The 19,034-nt window shown below is 68.1% G+C and carries 18 protein-coding genes and 3 tRNA genes; 3 read left to right on the top strand and 18 right to left on the bottom strand.

What is annotated here, in order from left to right; all coding sequences use genetic code 11:
• Nucleotides 1–3: 3 nt before the first annotated feature.
• The 9 genes from rpoB to DY218_RS05350 all read right to left on the bottom strand — a co-directional run bounded on the left by rpoB (nucleotide 4) and on the right by DY218_RS05350 (nucleotide 9,395).
• Complete coding sequence (gene rpoB / locus DY218_RS05305) at nucleotides 4–3,486, bottom strand: DNA-directed RNA polymerase subunit beta (RefSeq protein WP_128554732.1); 3,483 nt, start codon at nucleotides 3,484–3,486, stop codon at nucleotides 4–6.
• Between the two features lie 580 nt (nucleotides 3,487–4,066).
• Nucleotides 4,067–4,456, bottom strand: a complete 390-nt coding sequence (gene rplL, locus DY218_RS05315) for a 50S ribosomal protein L7/L12 (protein ID WP_128554733.1) — start codon at nucleotides 4,454–4,456, stop codon at nucleotides 4,067–4,069.
• A gap of 124 nt (nucleotides 4,457–4,580) precedes the next feature.
• Nucleotides 4,581–5,108 carry a 50S ribosomal protein L10 gene (gene rplJ, locus DY218_RS05320; protein ID WP_128554734.1) on the bottom strand — a complete coding sequence of 176 codons (528 nt, stop codon included), beginning with the start codon at nucleotides 5,106–5,108 and terminating at the stop codon, nucleotides 4,581–4,583.
• Between the two features lie 371 nt (nucleotides 5,109–5,479).
• A complete protein-coding gene (locus tag DY218_RS05325) occupies nucleotides 5,480–6,403 on the bottom strand; it encodes a LolA-like protein (protein WP_128554735.1) in 924 nt (307 codons plus the stop codon).
• A 133-nt stretch (nucleotides 6,404–6,536) separates the two neighbouring features.
• On the bottom strand, nucleotides 6,537–7,259 hold the full coding sequence (rplA, locus tag DY218_RS05330) for a 50S ribosomal protein L1 (protein WP_128554736.1): 723 nt from the start codon (nucleotides 7,257–7,259) through the stop codon (nucleotides 6,537–6,539).
• Between the two features lie 83 nt (nucleotides 7,260–7,342).
• Nucleotides 7,343–7,777, bottom strand: coding sequence for a 50S ribosomal protein L11 (gene rplK, locus DY218_RS05335; protein WP_128554737.1), 435 nt, complete (start codon nucleotides 7,775–7,777; stop codon nucleotides 7,343–7,345).
• Between the two features lie 192 nt (nucleotides 7,778–7,969).
• Nucleotides 7,970–8,848 (bottom strand): transcription termination/antitermination protein NusG, encoded by an 879-nt coding sequence (gene nusG / locus DY218_RS05340; protein ID WP_128554738.1) that lies wholly within the window; start codon nucleotides 8,846–8,848, stop codon nucleotides 7,970–7,972.
• A 78-nt stretch (nucleotides 8,849–8,926) separates the two neighbouring features.
• Complete coding sequence (gene secE / locus DY218_RS05345) at nucleotides 8,927–9,214, bottom strand: preprotein translocase subunit SecE (protein ID WP_128554739.1); 288 nt, start codon at nucleotides 9,212–9,214, stop codon at nucleotides 8,927–8,929.
• A 108-nt stretch (nucleotides 9,215–9,322) separates the two neighbouring features.
• Nucleotides 9,323–9,395, bottom strand: a tRNA-Trp gene (locus DY218_RS05350).
• Between the two features lie 182 nt (nucleotides 9,396–9,577).
• On the opposite strand from DY218_RS05350, the gene DY218_RS05355 reads away from it, so the two are divergent.
• Nucleotides 9,578–10,804 carry a pyridoxal phosphate-dependent aminotransferase gene (locus DY218_RS05355; protein WP_158573978.1) on the top strand — a complete coding sequence of 409 codons (1,227 nt, stop codon included), beginning with the start codon at nucleotides 9,578–9,580 and terminating at the stop codon, nucleotides 10,802–10,804.
• A 129-nt stretch (nucleotides 10,805–10,933) separates the two neighbouring features.
• Complete coding sequence (locus DY218_RS05360) at nucleotides 10,934–11,977, top strand: adenosine deaminase (protein ID WP_128554741.1); 1,044 nt, start codon at nucleotides 10,934–10,936, stop codon at nucleotides 11,975–11,977.
• Here DY218_RS05360 and DY218_RS05365 read toward each other — a convergent pair.
• The gene (locus DY218_RS05365; protein WP_128554742.1) at nucleotides 11,974–12,951 is read right to left on the bottom strand and encodes a LysR family transcriptional regulator; all 978 of its coding nucleotides are present in this window, start codon (nucleotides 12,949–12,951) and stop codon (nucleotides 11,974–11,976) included. The genes DY218_RS05360 and DY218_RS05365 overlap by 4 nt on opposite strands.
• 160 nt (nucleotides 12,952–13,111) lie before the next feature.
• Between DY218_RS05365 and DY218_RS05370 the strand changes: the two genes are divergently transcribed.
• Nucleotides 13,112–13,471, top strand: a complete 360-nt coding sequence (locus tag DY218_RS05370; protein ID WP_128554844.1) for a DoxX family protein — start codon at nucleotides 13,112–13,114, stop codon at nucleotides 13,469–13,471.
• Nucleotides 13,472–13,809: 338 nt separating this feature from the next.
• Here the strand turns inward: DY218_RS05370 and DY218_RS05380 are convergent, their stop codons facing one another.
• From DY218_RS05380 to DY218_RS05415, 8 genes are all read right to left on the bottom strand, one after another.
• Nucleotides 13,810–14,865, bottom strand: a complete 1,056-nt coding sequence (locus tag DY218_RS05380; protein WP_128554743.1) for a UDP-N-acetylmuramate dehydrogenase — start codon at nucleotides 14,863–14,865, stop codon at nucleotides 13,810–13,812.
• Between the two features lie 170 nt (nucleotides 14,866–15,035).
• A complete protein-coding gene (locus DY218_RS05385) occupies nucleotides 15,036–16,418 on the bottom strand; it encodes a DHA2 family efflux MFS transporter permease subunit (RefSeq protein WP_233521383.1) in 1,383 nt (460 codons plus the stop codon).
• A 310-nt stretch (nucleotides 16,419–16,728) separates the two neighbouring features.
• The gene (locus tag DY218_RS05390; RefSeq protein WP_128554745.1) at nucleotides 16,729–17,298 is read right to left on the bottom strand and encodes a TetR/AcrR family transcriptional regulator; all 570 of its coding nucleotides are present in this window, start codon (nucleotides 17,296–17,298) and stop codon (nucleotides 16,729–16,731) included.
• A 167-nt stretch (nucleotides 17,299–17,465) separates the two neighbouring features.
• A complete protein-coding gene (locus tag DY218_RS05395; RefSeq protein ID WP_128554746.1) occupies nucleotides 17,466–17,894 on the bottom strand; it encodes a MaoC family dehydratase in 429 nt (142 codons plus the stop codon).
• 1 nt (nucleotide 17,895) lies between these two features.
• Nucleotides 17,896–18,348: a MaoC family dehydratase N-terminal domain-containing protein gene (locus DY218_RS05400; RefSeq protein WP_128554747.1), complete on the bottom strand. Its 453-nt coding sequence runs from the start codon at nucleotides 18,346–18,348 to the stop codon at nucleotides 17,896–17,898.
• A 120-nt stretch (nucleotides 18,349–18,468) separates the two neighbouring features.
• The gene (gene rpmG, locus DY218_RS05405) at nucleotides 18,469–18,633 is read right to left on the bottom strand and encodes a 50S ribosomal protein L33 (protein ID WP_003948671.1); all 165 of its coding nucleotides are present in this window, start codon (nucleotides 18,631–18,633) and stop codon (nucleotides 18,469–18,471) included.
• A gap of 84 nt (nucleotides 18,634–18,717) precedes the next feature.
• Nucleotides 18,718–18,790, bottom strand: a tRNA-Met gene (locus tag DY218_RS05410).
• Between the two features lie 44 nt (nucleotides 18,791–18,834).
• Nucleotides 18,835–18,907: transfer RNA gene (locus DY218_RS05415), tRNA-Thr, on the bottom strand.
• Between the last annotated feature and the right edge of the window lie 127 nt (nucleotides 18,908–19,034).

A 19,034-nucleotide genomic window follows, 5' to 3' on the forward strand; every position in this document is an offset into this window, starting at 1 on the left:
CCGTCAGACCTCTTCGACGCTGCTCGGCTCGCGCCGGGACAGGTCGATACCGAGCTCCTCCGCGGCGCGGAAGACGTCCTCATCCGTGTCACGCATCTCGATGGACATACCGTCCGAGGACAGCACCTCCACGTTCAGGCACAGGGACTGCATCTCCTTGATGAGCACCTTGAAGGACTCGGGGATGCCGGGCTCGGGGATGTTCTCGCCCTTGACGATGGCCTCGTAGACCTTCACGCGGCCGGTCACGTCGTCGGACTTGATCGTCAGCAGCTCCTGGAGGGCATAAGCGGCGCCGTACGCCTCGAGCGCCCACACCTCCATCTCACCGAAGCGCTGACCACCGAACTGCGCCTTACCACCGAGCGGCTGCTGGGTGATCATCGAGTACGGGCCGGTCGACCGTGCGTGCAGCTTGTCGTCGACCAGGTGGTGCAGCTTGAGGATGTACATGTAGCCGACGGAGATCGGGTCCGGGAACGGCTCACCGGAGCGGCCGTCGAACAGCCGTGCCTTGCCGGAGGGGAGCACCATGCGCTCGCCGTCCCGGTTCGGAATGGTGTGCTCGAACAGGCCGGAGATCTCGTCCTCGCGGGCGCCGTCGAAGACCGGGGTCGCGACGTTGGAGCCCGCGGGCACCTCGTCGGCGCCGATCCCCTTCAGACGCTCCATCCACTCCTCGGCACCCTGGACGTTCCAGCCCTGGCTGGCGAGCCAGCCGAGGTGGATCTCCAGGACCTGTCCCGGGTTCATTCGGGACGGGACGCCGAGCGGGTTGAGGATGATGTCGACCGGGGTGCCGTCCTCGAGGAACGGCATGTCCTCGATCGGGTTGATCTTCGAGATGACGCCCTTGTTGCCGTGCCGGCCGGCGAGCTTGTCACCGTCGGTGATCTTGCGCTTCTGCGCGACGTACACGCGCACCAGCTGGTTCACACCGGGCGGAAGCTCGTCGCCCTCCTCGCGGTCGAAGACGCGGACGCCGATGACCTTGCCGGTCTCGCCGTGCGGCACCTTCAGGGAGGTGTCACGGACCTCGCGGGCCTTCTCACCGAAGATCGCGCGCAGCAGGCGCTCCTCCGGCGTCAGCTCGGTCTCACCCTTGGGCGTGACCTTGCCGACGAGGATGTCGCCGGCGACGACCTCGGCACCGATCCGGATGATGCCGCGCTCGTCGAGGTCGGCGAGGACCTCCTCGGAGACATTCGGGATGTCCCGGGTGATCTCCTCCGGGCCGAGCTTGGTGTCCCGGGCGTCGACCTCGTGCTCCTCGATGTGGATCGAGGAGAGGACGTCGTCCTGTACGAGGCGCTGCGACAGGATGATCGCGTCCTCGTAGTTGTGGCCCTCCCACGGCATGAACGCCACGAGGAGGTTCTTGCCGAGCGCCATCTCGCCCTCTTCGGTCGAGGGGCCGTCGGCGAGGACCTGGCCCTCGATGACGCGCGCGCCCTCGTCCACGACGACCTTCTGGTTGAAGGAGGTGCCCTGGTTCGAGCGGGAGAACTTGGCGACCCGGTACGTGGTGTAGGTGCCGTCGTCGTTGGCCACCGTGACGTAGTCGGCGGAGACCTCTTGGACGACACCGTCCTTCTCGGCCTTGATGACGTCGCCGGCGTCGACCGCGCAGCGGTACTCCATGCCGGTACCGACCAGCGGCGACTCCGCCTTGATCAGCGGCACGGCCTGGCGCATCATGTTCGATCCCATGAGCGCGCGGTTGGCGTCGTCGTGCTCGAGGAACGGGATCATCGCGGTCGCGACCGACACCATCTGGCGCGGCGAGACGTCCATGTAGTTGACGTCGTCACCGGGGATGTAGTCGACCTCGCCGCCACGGCGGCGGACCAGGACGCGGTTCTCGGCGAAGTGCAGGTCGTTCGTCAGCGGCGCGTTGGCCTGCGCGATGACGAATCGGTCCTCTTCGTCGGCCGTCAGGTAGTCGACCTCGTCGGTGACGACACCGTCGACGACCTTGCGGTACGGCGTCTCGATGAAACCGAAGGCGTTGACCCGGCCGTACGAGGCGAGCGAACCGATCAGACCGATGTTCGGCCCTTCGGGCGTCTCGATCGGACACATGCGGCCGTAGTGCGAGGGGTGCACGTCACGGACCTCGAAGCCGGCCCGCTCACGGGACAGACCACCCGGGCCGAGGGCGTTGAGACGACGCTTGTGCGTCAGGCCCGACAGCGGGTTCGTCTGGTCCATGAACTGCGACAGCTGGCTGGTACCGAAGAACTCCTTGATGGAGGCGACGACCGGCCGGATGTTGATCAGGGTCTGCGGCGTGATCGCCTCGACGTCCTGTGTCGTCATGCGCTCGCGCACGACGCGCTCCATCCGGGCCAGACCCGTACGGACCTGGTTCTGGATGAGCTCGCCGACGCTGCGGATGCGGCGGTTGCCGAAGTGGTCGATGTCGTCGGTCTCGACGACGACCGGCTGGCCGTTGTCCCCGACCGTCTCGGTCTCGCCGGCGTGCAGCTTCACCAGGTACTTGATCGAGGCGATGATGTCCTCGACCGTGAGGATGCCCGCGTCCAGCGGAGCGTCCGCACCCAGCTTCTTGTTGACCTTGTAGCGGCCGACCTTCGCGAGGTCGTAGCGCTTCGGGTTGAAGTAGAGGTTCTCGAGCAGCGTCTGCGCGGCCTCACGCGTGGGGGGCTCGCCCGGGCGGAGCTTGCGGTAGATGTCGAGCAGCGCGTCGTCCTGCCCCTGGGTGTGGTCCTTCTCCAGGGTGGCGCGCATGGACTCGTACTCGCCGAACTCCTCGAGGATCTGCTCGGTCGTCCAACCGAGCGCCTTCAGGAGGACGGTGACGGACTGCTTGCGCTTGCGGTCGATGCGCACACCGACCATGTCGCGCTTGTCGATCTCCATCTCGAGCCAGGCACCACGGGAAGGGATGACCTTGACCGAGAAGATGTCCTTGTCGGACGTCTTGTCGATGGAGGAGTCGAAGTAGACACCGGGCGAGCGGACCAGCTGCGACACGACGACACGCTCGGTGCCGTTGATGCAGAAGGTGCCCTTGTCGGTCATGAGCGGGAAGTCGCCCATGAAGACCGTCTGGGACTTGATCTCGCCGGTCTCGTTGTTGGTGAACTCGGCCGTGACGAAGAGCGGCGCCGCGTACGTGAAGTCGCGCTCCTTGCACTCGTCGATCGAGTTCTTCGGGGGCTCGAAGCGGTGGTCGCGGAAGGTCAGCGACATCGACCCGGAGAAGTCCTCGATCGGGGAGATCTCCTCGAAGATCTCCTCCAGGCCGGACTTGGTGGGGACGTCCTGTCCACTGTCCAGGGCGCTCTCGACACGACCCTTCCACGCGTCATTGCCGAGCAGCCAGTCAAAGCTCTCGGTCTGCAGCGCAAGAAGGTTCGGAACCTCGAGGGGCTCCCTGATCTTTGCAAAGGAGATGCGCAGCGGGGCGGTGCTTGCGCCGTTGTTCGTATTCGCGGTCGAGGCGGTGCGCGAGGCGGCCAAGAGGGGGTCCTTCCGAGGGCTCGGACTCACTACGCGCGTGCCGGTCCCACAAGAGCCGACGCCAAGAACTCCCAGCTCAGGGATGTCGGTCGACGATGGCTCATGCGTGGGCATGCCCCTGGTGACGGGCAGGGGGCAGCTAACAGGCAGCGCAAAGGGTCAGTGTAGCCACTTGGCCCACTGATGTCCAGAGCGGGTTTTTTTCAGACCCACGACATCCTCGGCATCCTGCCGTTATCAACACCTTCGGCCGACCCCTCGCCGTTCGGCGCCATATCCACACTGCCCTCTTCGCCACCGATCCATGCCTCGGATCCGGATCGATGTGGCGACGCGTCCTGAGAATTGCGCGCCGCGTGCAGTTCGTCAAGGCCCCCCAGTCCAAAACCGAGCCCCAGTGATCGCCACCGGACCGGGTCCGAGCACAACGAAGATCACCATACTCGGCCGGAACTGCCACGCAAGGCAGCCTCCCCAAGGACGCCGAAGGGCGACCACCCATATGGGTGATCGCCCCTCAGTGCTTGCGCGTTACAGCGCGATGCGCGGATTCGCGCGAGGAGTCAGCAGACTCGCAGGGTCACTTGACCTCGACGGTGGCGCCGGCGCCCTCGAGGGCCTCCTTGGCCTTGTCCGCGGCGTCCTTGGCGACCTTCTCGAGGACCGGCTTCGGGGTGCCGTCGACGAGGTCCTTGGCCTCCTTCAGACCCAGCGAGGTCAGCTCACGCACGACCTTGATGACCTGGATCTTCTTGTCGCCGGCGCCGGTGAGGACGACGTCGAACTCGTCCTGCTCGGGCTCGGCCTCGGCGCCGCCGCCGGCAGCACCCGGGGCGGCAACGGCCACGGCGGCCGGGGCGGCAGCGGTGACGTCGAACTTCTCCTCGAAGGCCTTCACGAACTCGGAGAGCTCGATGAGGGTCATCTCCTCGAACTGCGCGAGCAGGTCGTCCTGGCTGAGCTTCGCCATGGTGGCGGTCCTTCCACTAATTCGGCTGGTGCCGGATGTACATGTGAGGCGGGCGTACGTTCAGGCCCGCTGCGGCCTCCCGCCCAGGCGCACCTGGTGACGGGCTGCCATTACGCGAGCCGAATTACTCGGCACCGCCCTGCTCGGCCTGCTTGGCACGAAGCGCCTCCGCGGTGCGGACGAACTTCGAGGGAAGCGCCTGGAAGAGCGCGGCAGCCGAAGACTGCTTGCCCTTCATGGCACCCGCCAGCTTGCTGAGCAGAACCTCGCGGGACTCGAGGTCCGCAAGCTTCTTGATCTCGTCGGCGGACAGCGCCTTGCCTTCAAGGACACCGCCCTTGATGACGAGAGCGGGGTTCTCCTTGGCGAAGTCACGGAGACCCTTCGCCGCCGTGACCGGGTCACCGGTCACGAAGGCGACAGCCGTCGAGCCACTGAGGTGCTCGTCCAGCTCGACCCCGGCCTCCTTGGCCGCGATCTTGGTCAGCGTGTTCTTCACCACACGGTACTGAGCGTCCTCACCGAGAGAACGACGCAGCTGCCGGAGCTGTGCAACGGACAGTCCGGTGTACGAAGTGATGACAGCCGCGTTGGAGTCACGGAGCTTTCCCGTGATCTCGTCGACGGCTGCGACCTTGTCGGACGTCGCCATGAGCCTCGGCCTCCTTCCGGGGTGATGATCCTCGACTGACCTCTCGATCAGCCGCGTTCGCCGGACCGCCTGCATCAGGCACACGAGGAAGGGGCTGGAAACACAGTCTGAAAACAGCCTGTACAAAACGAAACGCCCCGGGCGCAGGCGCACGGGGCTGAGCTCGACCGGACGGTATCCGGGAGCACTTCCACAGTCACCTGCGCGGGCCGTCCGCAATCAGCGGATCCTTCGGCCACCGCGTGCCCACAGGCACACAGCAACAACCAGCGGTCTTTGGCTTCCCGGGAAGAGTACGCGAACGGGTCCGCGTCGAGCAAATCGCCCGGTACCGGCCTCCGTGAAGCCGGTACCGGGCCAGGCGACAGCTGCTACGACTGCGGCTGCTGCTGTTCCATGAGCTCCTTGAAGTCCATGGTGTCCCCGGCCGGCGGCTCGGTGGTCTTCACCTCGGTGCCGTAGTCCGAGTAGAAGACCGTGGACGAGAAGGTGCCTTCCTTCATCTCGCCCTTCTCGACCTTCTTCACCAGGAGGTCCTCGTCGTTGACCCAGATGTCGACCTTCTCGGTCTTGATGCCGGCCTGGTCGAGCTGCTTCTTCAGCGCGGAGAGCTGCTTCTCGTCCAGGTCGGAGCTCTTGCCCGCCAGGTCCGCGACGTCGACGGTCCCCGAGTAGTGGGTGGCATTCACGCCACGGACCTTCTCGTCGCCGACCTTCTTCACGTCACCGGAGGCGAGGAGCATCTTCACCGACTGGTTCGGCGTCGTGTTCTCCATCTGGTCCTTGAGGTACTCCCCCGAGGCGCCCGCCATCTCGGCCAGCGTCGCGTAGTCGTACTTGATCCAGTGCTTGCCGCCGGCCTGCTGCGCGAACTTGTCCCCCATGTTCGCGTAGTAGGCGTCCGGCAGGTACCGGTAGTCGATCGACGAGCCGCCGAGCTGCTCCATCTGCTGGGCCATCTGTCCGCCGGTGAAGGTGACCTTCATGTCACCGACGACGCCGTCGTCCCAGGACATCGCGCCGTTCATCTTCATGGACATCTGGCTGCCCATCACCGTGGTGCCCTCGATCTTCGAGGACTCGGCCTTGTCCGTCGTGGACGCGACGGTGCGCAGCGCGGCGAGCGGGCTGAAGCTGCCGCCCTCCTTCTTGCCGCCGTCCTTGCTGCTCGACTTGTCCCCGCCCTTGGCGGAGGAGCCGCCGTCGTCCGAAGAGCCGCCACAGGCAGCGACACCGGTCAGCGCTGCCACTGCAGTCAGCGAGATACAGGTGCGTCGCAGAGTCCTGTTGGTCATGATTCCCACCCCAGTCGTAATCACGTGTCCGCAGCAACGTACGTGAAAAGGGACGAGCCCCGCACCTCGTAAGGTTGCGGGGCTCGTCTCGCAAAGCGCGTACGCTCAGCGGCCGTTCATCGACCCGGGAGGGTCAGACGGCGGCCGGGTCCTCCTCGACGAGGAGGTTGCGGGTGCGGTTCGGGTCGAGCTGAATGCCGGGGCCCATCGTCGTCGAGATGGCGGCCTTCTTGATGTAACGACCCTTCGCCGCGGACGGCTTGAGACGCAGGATCTCCTCCAGCGCCGCACCGTAGTTCTCCACCAGCTTGGCGTCGTCGAAGGACACCTTGCCGATGATGAAGTGCAGGTTGGAGTGCTTGTCGACGCGGAACTCGATCTTGCCGCCCTTGATGTCGTTCACAGCCTTGGTGACATCGGGGGTGACGGTGCCGGTCTTCGGGTTCGGCATCAGGCCACGGGGACCGAGCACGCGGCCGAGGCGGCCGACCTTGCCCATGAGGTCCGGGGTGGCGACGACGGCGTCGAAGTCGAGCCGGCCCTTCGAGACCTCGTCGATGAGCTCGTCGGCGCCGACGATGTCGGCGCCCGCGGCACGCGCGGCCTCGGCACGGTCACCGGTCGCGAAGACCAGGACCCGGGCGGTCTTGCCGGTGCCGTGCGGAAGGTTCACGGTGCCACGGACCATCTGGTCGGCCTTGCGCGGGTCGACACCCAGACGGAAGGCGACCTCGACGGTGCCGTCGAACTTGGTCGCGGTGGTCTCCTTGGCGAGACGGACGGCCTCGAGCGGGGCGTAGAGCTTGTCCCGGTCGATCTTGGCGTCCGCAGCGCGGAGAGTCTTGCTGCGCTTCACTTCTACTCCTGGAGTTTCAGGTATGGAGTCGTGGTGCGGACCAGCGCCTGGTCCTTCCACTTCAGGTCATACGGGGGTGGCGGTCAGCCCTCGACCGTGACGCCCATGGAACGAGCGGTCCCGGCGATGATCTTCGTCGCGGAGTCCAGGTCGTTCGCGTTCAGGTCTTCCATCTTGGTCTGCGCGATCTCGCGGATCTGCGCCTCGGTGACCTTGGCGACCTTGGTCTTGTGCGGCTCGCCGGAGCCCTTCTGGATGCCCGCGGCCTTGAGGATCATCTTGGCGGCCGGCGGGGTCTTCGTGATGAAGGTGAAGGAGCGGTCCTCGTAGACCGTGATCTCCACCGGCACGACCCAACCGCGCTGCGACTCGGTCGCGGCGTTGTAGGCCTTGCAGAACTCCATGATGTTGACGCCGTGCTGGCCGAGCGCCGGGCCGACCGGCGGCGCCGGGTTGGCCGCGCCGGCCTGGATCTGGAGCTTGATGAGCCCCGTGACCTTCTTCTTCTTGGGAGGCATAGCTCTCTCCGGGTCCTAGTGAGAGGTGATCCGCCTCGATCCGATACATCCGGATGGAGGCATACCGCACAACGATAACGGGTATCCATGTGCGGCCAAAAACCGAGCAGGTCAGAACGGCTTCAGCAGCCGTTCTGACCTGTTCGGAGGCTTGTGTTCCGTACGAACCGGAGGACCGACGAGCGGTCGTGCTCAGTTCTTCTGGATCTGGTCGAAGCTCAGCTCGACCGGGGTCTCGCGGCCGAAGATCTCGACGAGGCCCTTGACCTTCTTCGAGTCGGCGTTGATCTCGTTGATCGTGGCCTGCAGGGTGGCGAACGGGCCGTCGGTGACGGTGACCGCGTCGCCCACCTCGAAGTCCAGGACCTGGACCTCGACCTTGCGCGACGGCGCCGGCTTGCCCTCGGCCTCGGCCGCCTCGCGGGCCGCCTTCTCCTCGGCCTCCGGGGCGAGCATCTTCACGATCTCGTCCAGGGTCAGCGGGTACGGGTCGTAGGCGTTGCCCACGAAGCCGGTGACGCCCGGGGTGTTGCGGACGACGCCCCAGGACTCGTTCGTCAGGTCCATGCGGACCAGGACGTAGCCCGGGAGCTTGTTCTGCCGGATGGTCTTGCGCTCGCCGTTCTTGATCTGCGCGACCTCTTCCTGCGGCACCTCGGCCTGGAAGATGAAGTCCTCCACGTTCAGCGAGACGGCTCGCTGCTCGAGGTTGGTCTTCACGCGGTTCTCGTAGCCGGCGTAGGTGTGGATGACGTACCACTCGCCGGGCAGGACGCGCAGTTCGTCGCGCAGTGCGGCGATCGGGTCGACCGGCTCGGCCTCCTCGACCGCTTCCGCTTCCTCGGCCTCCGCGACGGCGGCCTCGTCCTCGGCGGTCTCCGCGACCGCTTCGGCGTCCGCCTCGATGTGCACGGCGGCGTCCTCCGCGGCCTCGCCCGCAGCGATGTCGGCAGCCTCGGCCTGGTCCGGGTCCTCGGAGTCAGCCGCCTCGACGATGTCCAGCTCGTCCTCGGCGGACTCGACAGCATCCCCGCGAGGCTCGATGGCGTCGTTCAGGTTCGGGTCAGACACGGTGGCTGCTTCTTCCTGGATACAGAGGGGTGGAACGCGCGAAAGCGGGCGCCGGCTCCGGCGCCCTTCGCTCGGCTTCTAACCGAAGACGTACTTGACGACTTCCGAGAAGCCATAGTCAACCACGGTCACGAACGCGATCATGATGACAACGAAGACAATCACCACTGTGGTGTATGTCGTGAGCTGACTGCGAGTCGGCCAGACGACCTTGCGGAGCTCCGCGACGATCTGGCGGTAGAAGAGGGCCAGGCGACCGAAGGGGCCCTTCTTGCCCCGCTTCCCGCCCTTGCGCGTCTTCTTCTTGGACTCGGTCGTCTCGTCCGGGGCGTCAGGCGTATCGATCGAGCCCACGGCGTCCGTCACTCGTCCTCACCTGATTCCGGGTCGTGGCCGTGCCGCGCCCGGTTGAGCCGCACGGCGGTGCATTGCAGTACGTACATGCGCACACATCCTGGCGAAAGGTGTGTGTAGCAGGGCCGGAGGGACTTGAACCCCCAACCGCTGGTTTTGGAGACCAGTGCTCTACCAATTGAGCTACGACCCTTTGATTTCCCCCAACGTACCGCATCCAATCCAGTGCACCGAGTGCGCGGAGTGAGTGCAGGCGCTGAAGGCCAACGAGGGAAGAGCATACGTGGTCCGGGGCCCGGCGTCGAACAGATAGGGACCGGGCGGTCCGCCAAACCCCCGTGCCCCGTGGGTCGCGGGTCTGGAACGATGGGGGCCATGAGCGCTGCAACTCCTCCCACCGAACGCCGGATCTCCGCCCGCATCGGCGCGATCTCCGAGTCCGCCACCCTCGCTGTCGACGCCAAGGCCAAGGCCCTCAAGGCCGCCGGACGTCCGGTGATCGGCTTCGGCGCGGGCGAGCCGGACTTTCCGACGCCCGACTACATCGTCGAAGCCGCGATCGAGGCCTGCAAGAACCCGAAGTACCACCGGTACACGCCGGCCGGCGGGCTCCCCGAGCTCAAGGCCGCGATCGCCGCGAAGACGCTGCGCGACTCCGGTTACGAGGTGGAGGCGGCCAACGTCCTGGTCACCAACGGTGGCAAGCAGGCGATCTACGAGGCCTTCGCGACGATCCTCGACCCGGGCGACGAGGTCATCGTGCCGACCCCGTACTGGACGACGTACCCGGAGTCCATCCAGCTCGCGGGCGGTGTGCCGGTCTTCGTGACGGCCGACGAGACCACCGGTTACCGCGTCTCGGTGGAGCAGCTCGAGGCCGCCGTCACCGAGAATACGAAGGTGCTCCTCTTCGTCTCCCCCTCCAACCCGACCGGCGCGGTCTACACCCGCGAGCAGGTCGAGGAGATCGGCCGCTGGGCCGCGGACAAGGGCCTGTGGGTCCTGACCGACGAGATCTACGAGCACCTGGTCTACGGGGACGCGGAGTTCAGCTCCCTGCCGGTCGTCGTCCCGGAGCTGCGCGACAAGTGCATCGTGGTGAACGGCGTCGCCAAGACGTACGCGATGACCGGCTGGCGGGTCGGCTGGGTGATCGCCCCCAAGGACGTCATCAAGGCCGCGTCCAACCTGCAGTCGCACGCCACCTCCAACGTGAGCAACGTCGCGCAGGCCGCCGCCATCGCCGCCGTCTCCGGGGACCTGGACGCCGTCGCGGAGATGCGGACCGCCTTCGACCGGCGCCGCAGGACCATCGTGCGGATGCTCAACGAGATCGACGGGGTGCTCTGCCCCGAGCCCGAGGGCGCCTTCTACGCGTACCCCTCGGTCAAGGACCTGCTCGGCAAGGAGATCCGCGGCAAGCGGCCCGCCACCACGGTGGAGCTCGCCGCGCTGATCCTGGACGAGGTCGAGGTCGCGGTCGTGCCCGGCGAGGCCTTCGGTACGCCCGGCTACCTGCGCCTTTCGTACGCCCTCGGGGACGAGGACCTGGTCGAGGGTGTCTCGCGGATCCAGAAGCTGCTGGCCGAGGCCAAGAGCTGACGCGTCGCCGCTGCGACGGGCGCCCGGGGTCTCCCGGGCGCCCGTTTCTTCGTTCGGGACGTACCCCGGGCAAGCTCCGTGGACGAAAGCGGCTACCGGCCGGGGCGGTGCGTACGGCAGGATCTTCGGATGGAGCGTGTACGTGTCGGCGGCGAGGCCGCGTCCCGGGATCTGCGAGAACTGCCCAAGGCCCATCTGCATCTGCACTTCACCGGATCGATGCGGCCGAGCACGCTGCTCGAACTGGCCGACAAATACGGCGTCCATCTGCCCGAGGCTCTGACCGGCGGTGAACCGCCGAAGCTGCGGGCGACCGACGAGCGCGGCTGGTTCCGCTTCCAGCGGCTCTACGACATGGCACGCTCCTGTCTCCGCGCCCCCGAGGACATCCAGCGCCTTGTGCGCGAGACGGCGCAGGAGGACATCAGGGACGGGTCGCGGTGGCTGGAGATCCAGGTCGACCCGACCTCGTACGCCCCGCGGCTCGGGGGTCTGATCCCGACCATGGAGGTCATCCTCGACGCGGTGGACGCCGCTCAGCGGGAGACCGGGCTCGGGATCCGGGTGCTGGTGGCGGCGAACCGGATGAAGCATCCGCTCGACGCGCGCACCCTCGCCCGGCTCGCGGTGCGGTACGCGGACCGCGGCATCGTCGGCTTCGGGCTCTCGAACGACGAACGGCGCGGTATGGCGCGGGACTTCGACCGTGCCTTCGCCATTGCCAGGGACGGCGGGCTGCTCGCCGCGCCGCACGGCGGTGAGCTGACCGGACCGGCCTCGGTGCGCGACTGTCTGGACGATCTGGACGCGGCCCGGATCGGGCACGGGGTGCGCGCAGCGGAGGACCCGAGGCTGCTGCGGCGGCTCGCGGAGCGCGGGGTCACCTGCGAGGTCTGCCCGGCCTCGAACGTGGCGCTCGGGGTGTACGAGAAGCCCGAGGACGTACCTCTGCGGACGCTGTTCGACGCTGGCGTGCCGATGGCGCTCGGCGCGGACGACCCGCTGCTCTTCGGCTCGCGGCTAGCGGCGCAGTACGAGATCGCCCGGACGCATCACGGCTTCGACGACGCCGAACTGGCCGAACTGGCACGGCAGTCGGTGCGGGGGTCGGCCGCGCCGGCCCCGGTGCGGGACGAGCTCCTTGCGGACATCGACGGGTGGCTGGCGGGTTAGGGCGTGTCTGTCGGATCGGTCGGATCGGGGCGGGGGTGCGGCGTCGGGTGTGTGTCCTCTGCCGCCCGGTGGTCCAGGCAGTCGGCAGCCCGGTGGTCCAGGCAGCTGCGGACGAAGTCCTCGACCACGGGGTTCGCGTCGTCGGCTCGGGACCAGGCGATCGCGACCCGGCTGGGGCCCACGCCGGTCACCGGGCGGTACGTGATGCCGGGGCGGGCGTAGAAGCGGGCGGCGGAGGCGGGGGCCAGAGCCAGGCCGTAGCCGTTGGCGATCGCGCTCAGCCAGTCGTCCGGGTGCTCGGTGACGGCGCCGATGCGGACCGGACGGCCGTCGCGCAGGTCCGCGGCCAGCCAGAAGTCGCGCCACGCGCCCGTCTCGGACGGGGCGGCCACGAACGGCTCGTCCCACAGATCCCGGAAGTCGATCACCTCGCGGGTCGCGAGCGGGTGTCCGGAGGCGAGCGCGACACAACGGGGCTCGGTGAACAGCACCTCCGTGTGCAGATCGTCCTGGCCGGGGAAGGGCAGCCGTACCAGCGCGACATCGACGTCGCCGTTGTCCAGCCCTGCGCTCGGGCGTGACCAGGCGGCCTGGCGCATGTCGACCCGCCAGCCCGGCCGGCGGCGGGTGAAGTCCTCGATGATGTGCGGGGTCGCCTCGTTCGCTGCGCTGGCCAGGAAGCCGACGCGGAGGACGCGGGCCGCCCGGCCGGCTGCGCCCTTCGTCGCGCGCAGCACGCGGTCCCACTCGGCCAGCAGGGCGGGGACGCGTTCCGCCAGTTCGCGGCCCGGTTCGGTGAGCGTCATGCCGGTGCGGGCACGGGTGAACAGGCGTACCCCCAGCTGGGTCTCCAACTGCCTGATCTGTTTGGTCAGCGCGGGCTGGGACACGAAGAGGCGCTCGGCGGCACGGGTGAGGGTGCCCTCCTCCGCGACCGCAGCGAAGTAGCGCAGCAGCCGCGTGTCCACATCCATGCCGCCAGGCTATAGATGCAGGTATTGGACGCCACCGGGAGCCGGGAGGAGGCTTGCCGGAGGCGGCCCGCTCGGAGTCGGCGGAAACCTCCGCGTGCAGGGGCTGCCCTCTCCCGAGTCCTCCAAGTCCTTCGAGTCCTTCGAGCGGAAGGGCGGGCACATGGTCGCCGCCTACGTCGTCGTCACAGTCGCCACGATCCTGGCCAATGCAGCGATCGCCGTCGCCGACTTCCTGCGGGCCGGGTTCGTCCTCGACAACTCGGCCGAGGTGGGGCTCCCGCCGCGGCTGCTCCCCGGGCTCGCGGTGCTCAAGGCGGCGGGAGCGGCGGGGCTGCTGCTCGGGCTCGTGGGGGTCCCGGTGATCGGGGTGGCCGCCGCGGTGGGGCTTGTGCTGTTCTTCATCGGTGCGATCGCCGCGCACGTACGCGCCGGCGTCTTCCACAACATCGCGTTCCCCGGGGCGTATTTGGGCCTGGCCGTCGCGTCGCTGGTGCTTGCTGTCGTCGTACGGCCTTCGTGAACCATGTCAGTCTTCGTGAGCGCCGTCAGCCGATGCCGTTCAAGAGGGTGCGGGTGATGTCGACGGCGAAGGCGTCGACCGAGGGTGGGGGGGTGGCCCGCGCCGATGTCGTACGCGAAGGCGCGCTGTGCGCAGGCGCCGAGCAGCAGGGAGGCGGCGGCGTAGGGGTCGGCGCGGGTGCGGCCGCGGTCCTGCTCGCTTCGGAGGTAGTCGGCGAGGCTCGCGATGCTCGCCATCATCGACGATCCGGCGACCCTGAAGCGTGGCGTGAGCGTGGCCTACTGAGCCCACGCGAGCCGTCCCGGCCGGCTGCGTCGCAGAGCCGGTCGGCGAAGGGCTCAGAGGCTGACGCCGACCGTCACCGGCTCGTTGACCAGGGTGACGCCGAAGGCGTCCTGCACACCGGCGACCACCTCGCGGGCGAGGGCGAGCAGATCCTCGGTGCGGGCCGAGCCGCGGTTGGTGAGTGCCAGGGTGTGCTTGCCGGAGATGCGGGCCGGGCCGCTGCCGTAGCCCTTGGTGAAGCCGGCCTTGTCGATGAGCCAGGCCGCCGACGTCTTGGTACGCCCCTCCCCCGCCGGGAAGGCCGGCGGCTCGGTCCCGGGGCCGAGACGATCCTGCACGCGCGCGTGGAAGGCGGCGAACTGTTCGTCGTCCAGGATCGGATTGGTGAAGAAGGAACCGGCGGACCAGGTGTCGTGGTCCTCGGGGTCGAGCACCATGCCCTTTCCGGCACGCAGCTTCAGCACCGTCTCGCGGGCCCGCTCGAGCGGCACCCGCTCGCCGGCCGAGACGCCGAGGGCACGCGCGGTCTCCGGGTACTTGAGCGGTGCGCTGAGCCCGCCCGCGTCCTCCAGGGCGAAGCGGACACGCAGCACCACGTAGCGCTCGGGGTCCGCCTTGAAGCGGCTGTGGCGGTACGAGAAGGAGCAGTCGGCGTTCGCGAGCGTGACCGTTTCCTGCGCCGTCCGGTCGTAAGCGATCACCTCGGTGATCGTCGAGGACACTTCCTGGCCGTACGCGCCCACGTTCTGGATCGGGGTGGCGCCGGCGGATCCGGGGATCCCTGCCAGGCACTCGACGCCCGCGAGACCGGCCTGCACGGTGCGGGCGACCGCATCGCTCCAGACCTCGCCCGCGGCCAGCTCGAGCTCGGTGCCGCGCAGTTGGAAGCCGGTGGTGGCAATGCGCAGGGCCGTACCCGCGAATCCCGCGTCGGAGACGACGAGATTGCTGCCGCCGCCGATCACGAGCAGCGGCGTGCCCGCGGTGTCGGCCTCGCGCACGGCGGCGATCACCTCGGCGTCGGTGGTCGCGGTGATCAGGCGGGTCGCGGGGCCGCCGAGCCGGAAGGTGGTCAGCGGGGCGAGCGGGGCATCGTGAAGTTCCTGCACGGGCACCAGGGTACGGGGAGGGCGGAGCCGCTCGTACGGGGTGAGTCCGGGTGTCCATGTGAGGCGGGTCCGGACAGGACGCCGGGCACGGATGCGGAGCGGCCCTCCACGCGCGCGTGGAGGGCCGCTCCCAGGGCGTCTGTCAGCCGGCCTTCTCTTCCTGCACGGCCTCAGTCATGCACGGCCTCTTCACGCACAGCCTTTTCATGCACGGCGGTGGCCCCGCGGGAGGGGATCAGCAGGGCCGCGACCGTGGCGAGGCCCACCACACCGGCGCCGATCCACAGCGCGGGAGTCAGTCCGTCGACGGCCGCCTGAGGCGACTCGAAACCGCCCTGCGAGGAGAACACCGAGGCCAGGATCGCGACGCCGAGCGTGCCGCCGATCTCCCGCAGCCCGTTGTTGGCGCCGGACGCTATGCCCTGCTCGGAGGTCCGTACGCTGCCCATCACCAGGCTGGCGGCCGGAGCGAAGTACAGCGCCATGCCGATGCCGCTGAGGATCAGGCCGGGCAGCTGCGCCGCGTACGACATGTCCGGCTCGAGGGCCAGGGCGAACACCCCGAGACCGAGCGCCTGCAGAGCAAGTCCCGTGGCCACCACCGGGCGGCCGCCGATCCGGTCGGAGAGATAGCCCGCGACCGGCGCCACGAGCAGCGGCATACCGGTCCACGGCAGCATCCGCAGACCTGCTTCGGTCGGCGAATAGCCGAGCACGATCTGCAGGAACTGACTGAGCAGGAAGATCGAGCCGAACATGCCGAGGAACATCAGCAGGCTCGCGGCGTTGATGCCCGAGAACGCCCGCTCGCGGAACAGCCGCATCGGCAGCATCGGTCGCTCCGTCTGCAGTTCGTAGAGCACGAAGCCGGCGAGGACGGCCGAGCCGCTGATCAGACCGGCCAGCACCCGCCCGCTGGTCCAGCCGTGCGAGCCGGTGCTGACCAGGGCGTAGACGATGCCGAAGAGGCCCGTGCTGACCAGCAGTGTGCCGGGGACGTCCAGGCGCGCGCCGGGCGCGTGGGACTCGCGCAGGCGGAGGCGGGCCAGCGGGATGAGGGCCAGGCCGATCGGCACGTTCAGCCAGAAGATCCACTCCCAGGCGATGTGCTCGGTCAGGCTGCCGCCGACCAACGGCCCACTGGCGACGGCGAGTCCGGTGACCGCGCTGAAGATGCCGAGCGCCATGCCCCGGCGTTCGGCGGGCACCGCGGCGGTCAGCAGGGTCAGCGCGAGCGGCATCATCACGGCCGCGCCGACTCCCTGCACCGCGCGGGCCGCGATCAGCGCGTCGATCCCGGGTGCGAGCGCCGCGGCCGCCGAGGCGGCGGTGAAGACGGCAAGCCCGCCGATGAACAGCCGGCGCCTGCCGAACCGGTCGCCGAGCGCGGCGCCGAACATCAACAGGACGGCGAAGGTGAGTGTGTACGCGTTGACCGTCCACTCGAGGTCGGCGAGACGGCCACCGAGGTCCTTTCCGATGGACGGCAGCGCGGTGGTCACGACGAGGTTGTCGAGCGCCGCCATGAAGGTGGCGACGCTGGTGATCGCCAGCGCCCAGGCGGCCCCGCCGCGGCCGCCGCGCTCGGCGGGAGGACGGTCCGCACCCGACGCGGGACCTGCCGATCCGCCGCGCGAGCCTCCTTGCGAAGCGTCCGCCGCTTCCGCACCCGCTGCTGTGCCTACTGCGTCGGCTGTGTCTACTGCACCTACTGCACCTACTGCCGTCGAACCGAACGTACTTTCCGGAGTGATCGACATGACCCTCTCCCCATTTCCAGCTAGTTATTGATTACTAACTTTTCAGGCATGACCCGGCCCGCCAGCCCGGACGAGCCGCCACGAAACTACGGCCCGCGGCCGCTCACGCCCCCGCCTCCCGCTTGACGCGCGCCGAGATGAAGAGGCCCTGCCACACACGGTGGTCGGACCTGAAGCCCATCGCCGCCAGCGAATTGATCAGCATTCCGTGGCCCATGAACGTCGCGGTCTCCTCGTCGTCCGCCCCGAGCGCCAGCCGGGCCGTGTCCCAGATCTCCAGCCAGCCGGCCCGCACCATCTCGCCGAACTCGTGGTCGCCCGCGGCCTCCGCCGCACCGACGGCCACATAGGTCTGCATCTGCATCTGCAGATTGTCGGGGTCCTCGGCGATGAGCCGGGTATAGGCCTCGGCCATGGCATGCAGGGCCTCCTCGCCCTCCAGCCCCTCCACCGCGGCCTCGAAGACCTTGCGGGTGTTCTCCAGGCAACGGGCCGCCGCCGCCAGGAAGATCGCCTTCTTCCCCGGGAACAGCCGGAAGAGATACGGCTGCGACACCCCTACCCGCCGGGCGATCGCCTCGGTGGACGTGCCGTAGTACCCGCCGCGCGCGAACTCGACGGTCGCCGCACGGATCACACTCTCCCGCCGCTCATCGGCGCTCATTCTGACCATGCAGCTAAGTTAGTGGCCAATTACTAACTACGTCAAGGGGAGCGGACAAGCGGCGTCCAGGACGAAAGCCGTAAGGGGCGCCCGCCATTGCGGACGCCCCTTACATGTCATGGCTACGCGACCTGGTTGCCGTGGGTACGCGACATGCCCCAGGCGCACGAAGACCCTCAGGCCAGCTGCACGACCGCCCGGGCCATCCCCAGCACCTTCTTGCCGTCGCTGGTGGCGGTCAGGTCGACCCGCACCCGGTTGTCGTCCAGGAGGGCCGCGACCTTCGCGCCGACCTCGATCGTCGCGCCCTTGTCGTCGTTCGGGACCACGACCGGCTTGGTGAAACGGACGCCGTACTCGACGACCGCACCCGGGTCGCCCAGCCAGTCCGTCACGACCCGGATCGCCTCGGCCATCGTGAACATGCCGTGCGCGATGACGTCCGGAAGGCCGACCTCGCGCGCGAACTTCTCGTTCCAGTGGATGGGATTGAAGTCCCCGGACGCGCCCGCGTAGCGGACCAGTACGTCGCGGGTCACGGTGAAGGTCTGGGCGGGCAGTTCGGTGCCGACCTCGACCTCGCTGTACTTCACCTGCGCCGCCATCTCAGTCCTCCTCCGGTCCGCGTGCCACGAGCTTGATGAGGGCGGTCACCACATGGCCGTCCGCCTCGTCGTGCACCTCGGCACGGACGTCGAGGATGTCGTTCCCCGCCATCGTTTTGATCGCCTCGATGGTCGTGGTCACGCTGAGCCGGTCTCCGGCTCGCACCGGGCGGGTGTACGCGAACTTCTGGTCGCCGTGCACCACCTGGTTGTAGTCCAGGCCCAGCTGCGGGTCCCCCGTCACCTGCCCCGCAGCCTTGAACGCGATGGAGAACACGAAAGTGGGCGGCGCGATCACATCGGGGTGACCCAGCGCCCTGGCCGCTTCCGGATCGGTGTACGCGGGGTGGAAATCGCCTACCGCTTCCGCGAATTCGCGGATCTTCTCCCGGCCGACCTCGTACGGATCGGTGGGCGGGTAGGACCGTCCGACGAAGGACTGGTCGAGCGCCATGGGGTCCGGCCTCCTGACAACGAATCGATGGATCGGACGCCGGGCCGGCGGACCGGCCGGGCCGAGAAACGACTCGAGGCCGCCCCCACTGGTGGGGGCGGCCTCGAGTACGAGCCTGGTTCAGCGCGTTTCGCGGTGCGCCGTGTGCGCGTTGCAGCGCGGGCAGTGCTTCTTCATCTCAAGACGGTCCGGGTTGTTACGCCGGTTCTTCTTGGTGATGTAGTTCCGCTCCTTGCACTCCACGCAGGCCAGCGTGATCTTCGGGCGGACGTCGGTGGCAGCCACGTGAGTGCTCCTTGACGGATGGACGGATTAACGCAGAAAAGAGTAGCCGATCGGAGGACCGACCCCACAATCGGCTACTGGTAGTAGCGGTGACCGGACTTGAACCGGTGACACAGCGATTATGAGCCGCTTGCTCTACCGACTGAGCTACACCGCTTTGATGCGAGCCCCTCACCCGAAGGCGAGGGAGCCGCACATCAGAGCCCCAATACGGAATCGAACCGTAGACCTTCTCCTTACCATGGAGACGCTCTACCGACTGAGCTATTGGGGCGAGCGATGAAGACATTACACGGTCGGCTGCCGTTCGCCCAAATCCGTTTCGCGGCCCCCTTCCCGACACTTGCCCCACAGGCCACAGGGGTGCCGGTCGGCCACGCCGGTACGACTATTTCGCTCCT

Origin of the sequence: Streptomyces triticagri (genome assembly GCF_003429565.1) — a bacterium.
Taxonomy (GTDB): Bacteria; Actinomycetota; Actinomycetes; order Streptomycetales; family Streptomycetaceae; genus Streptomyces; species Streptomyces triticagri.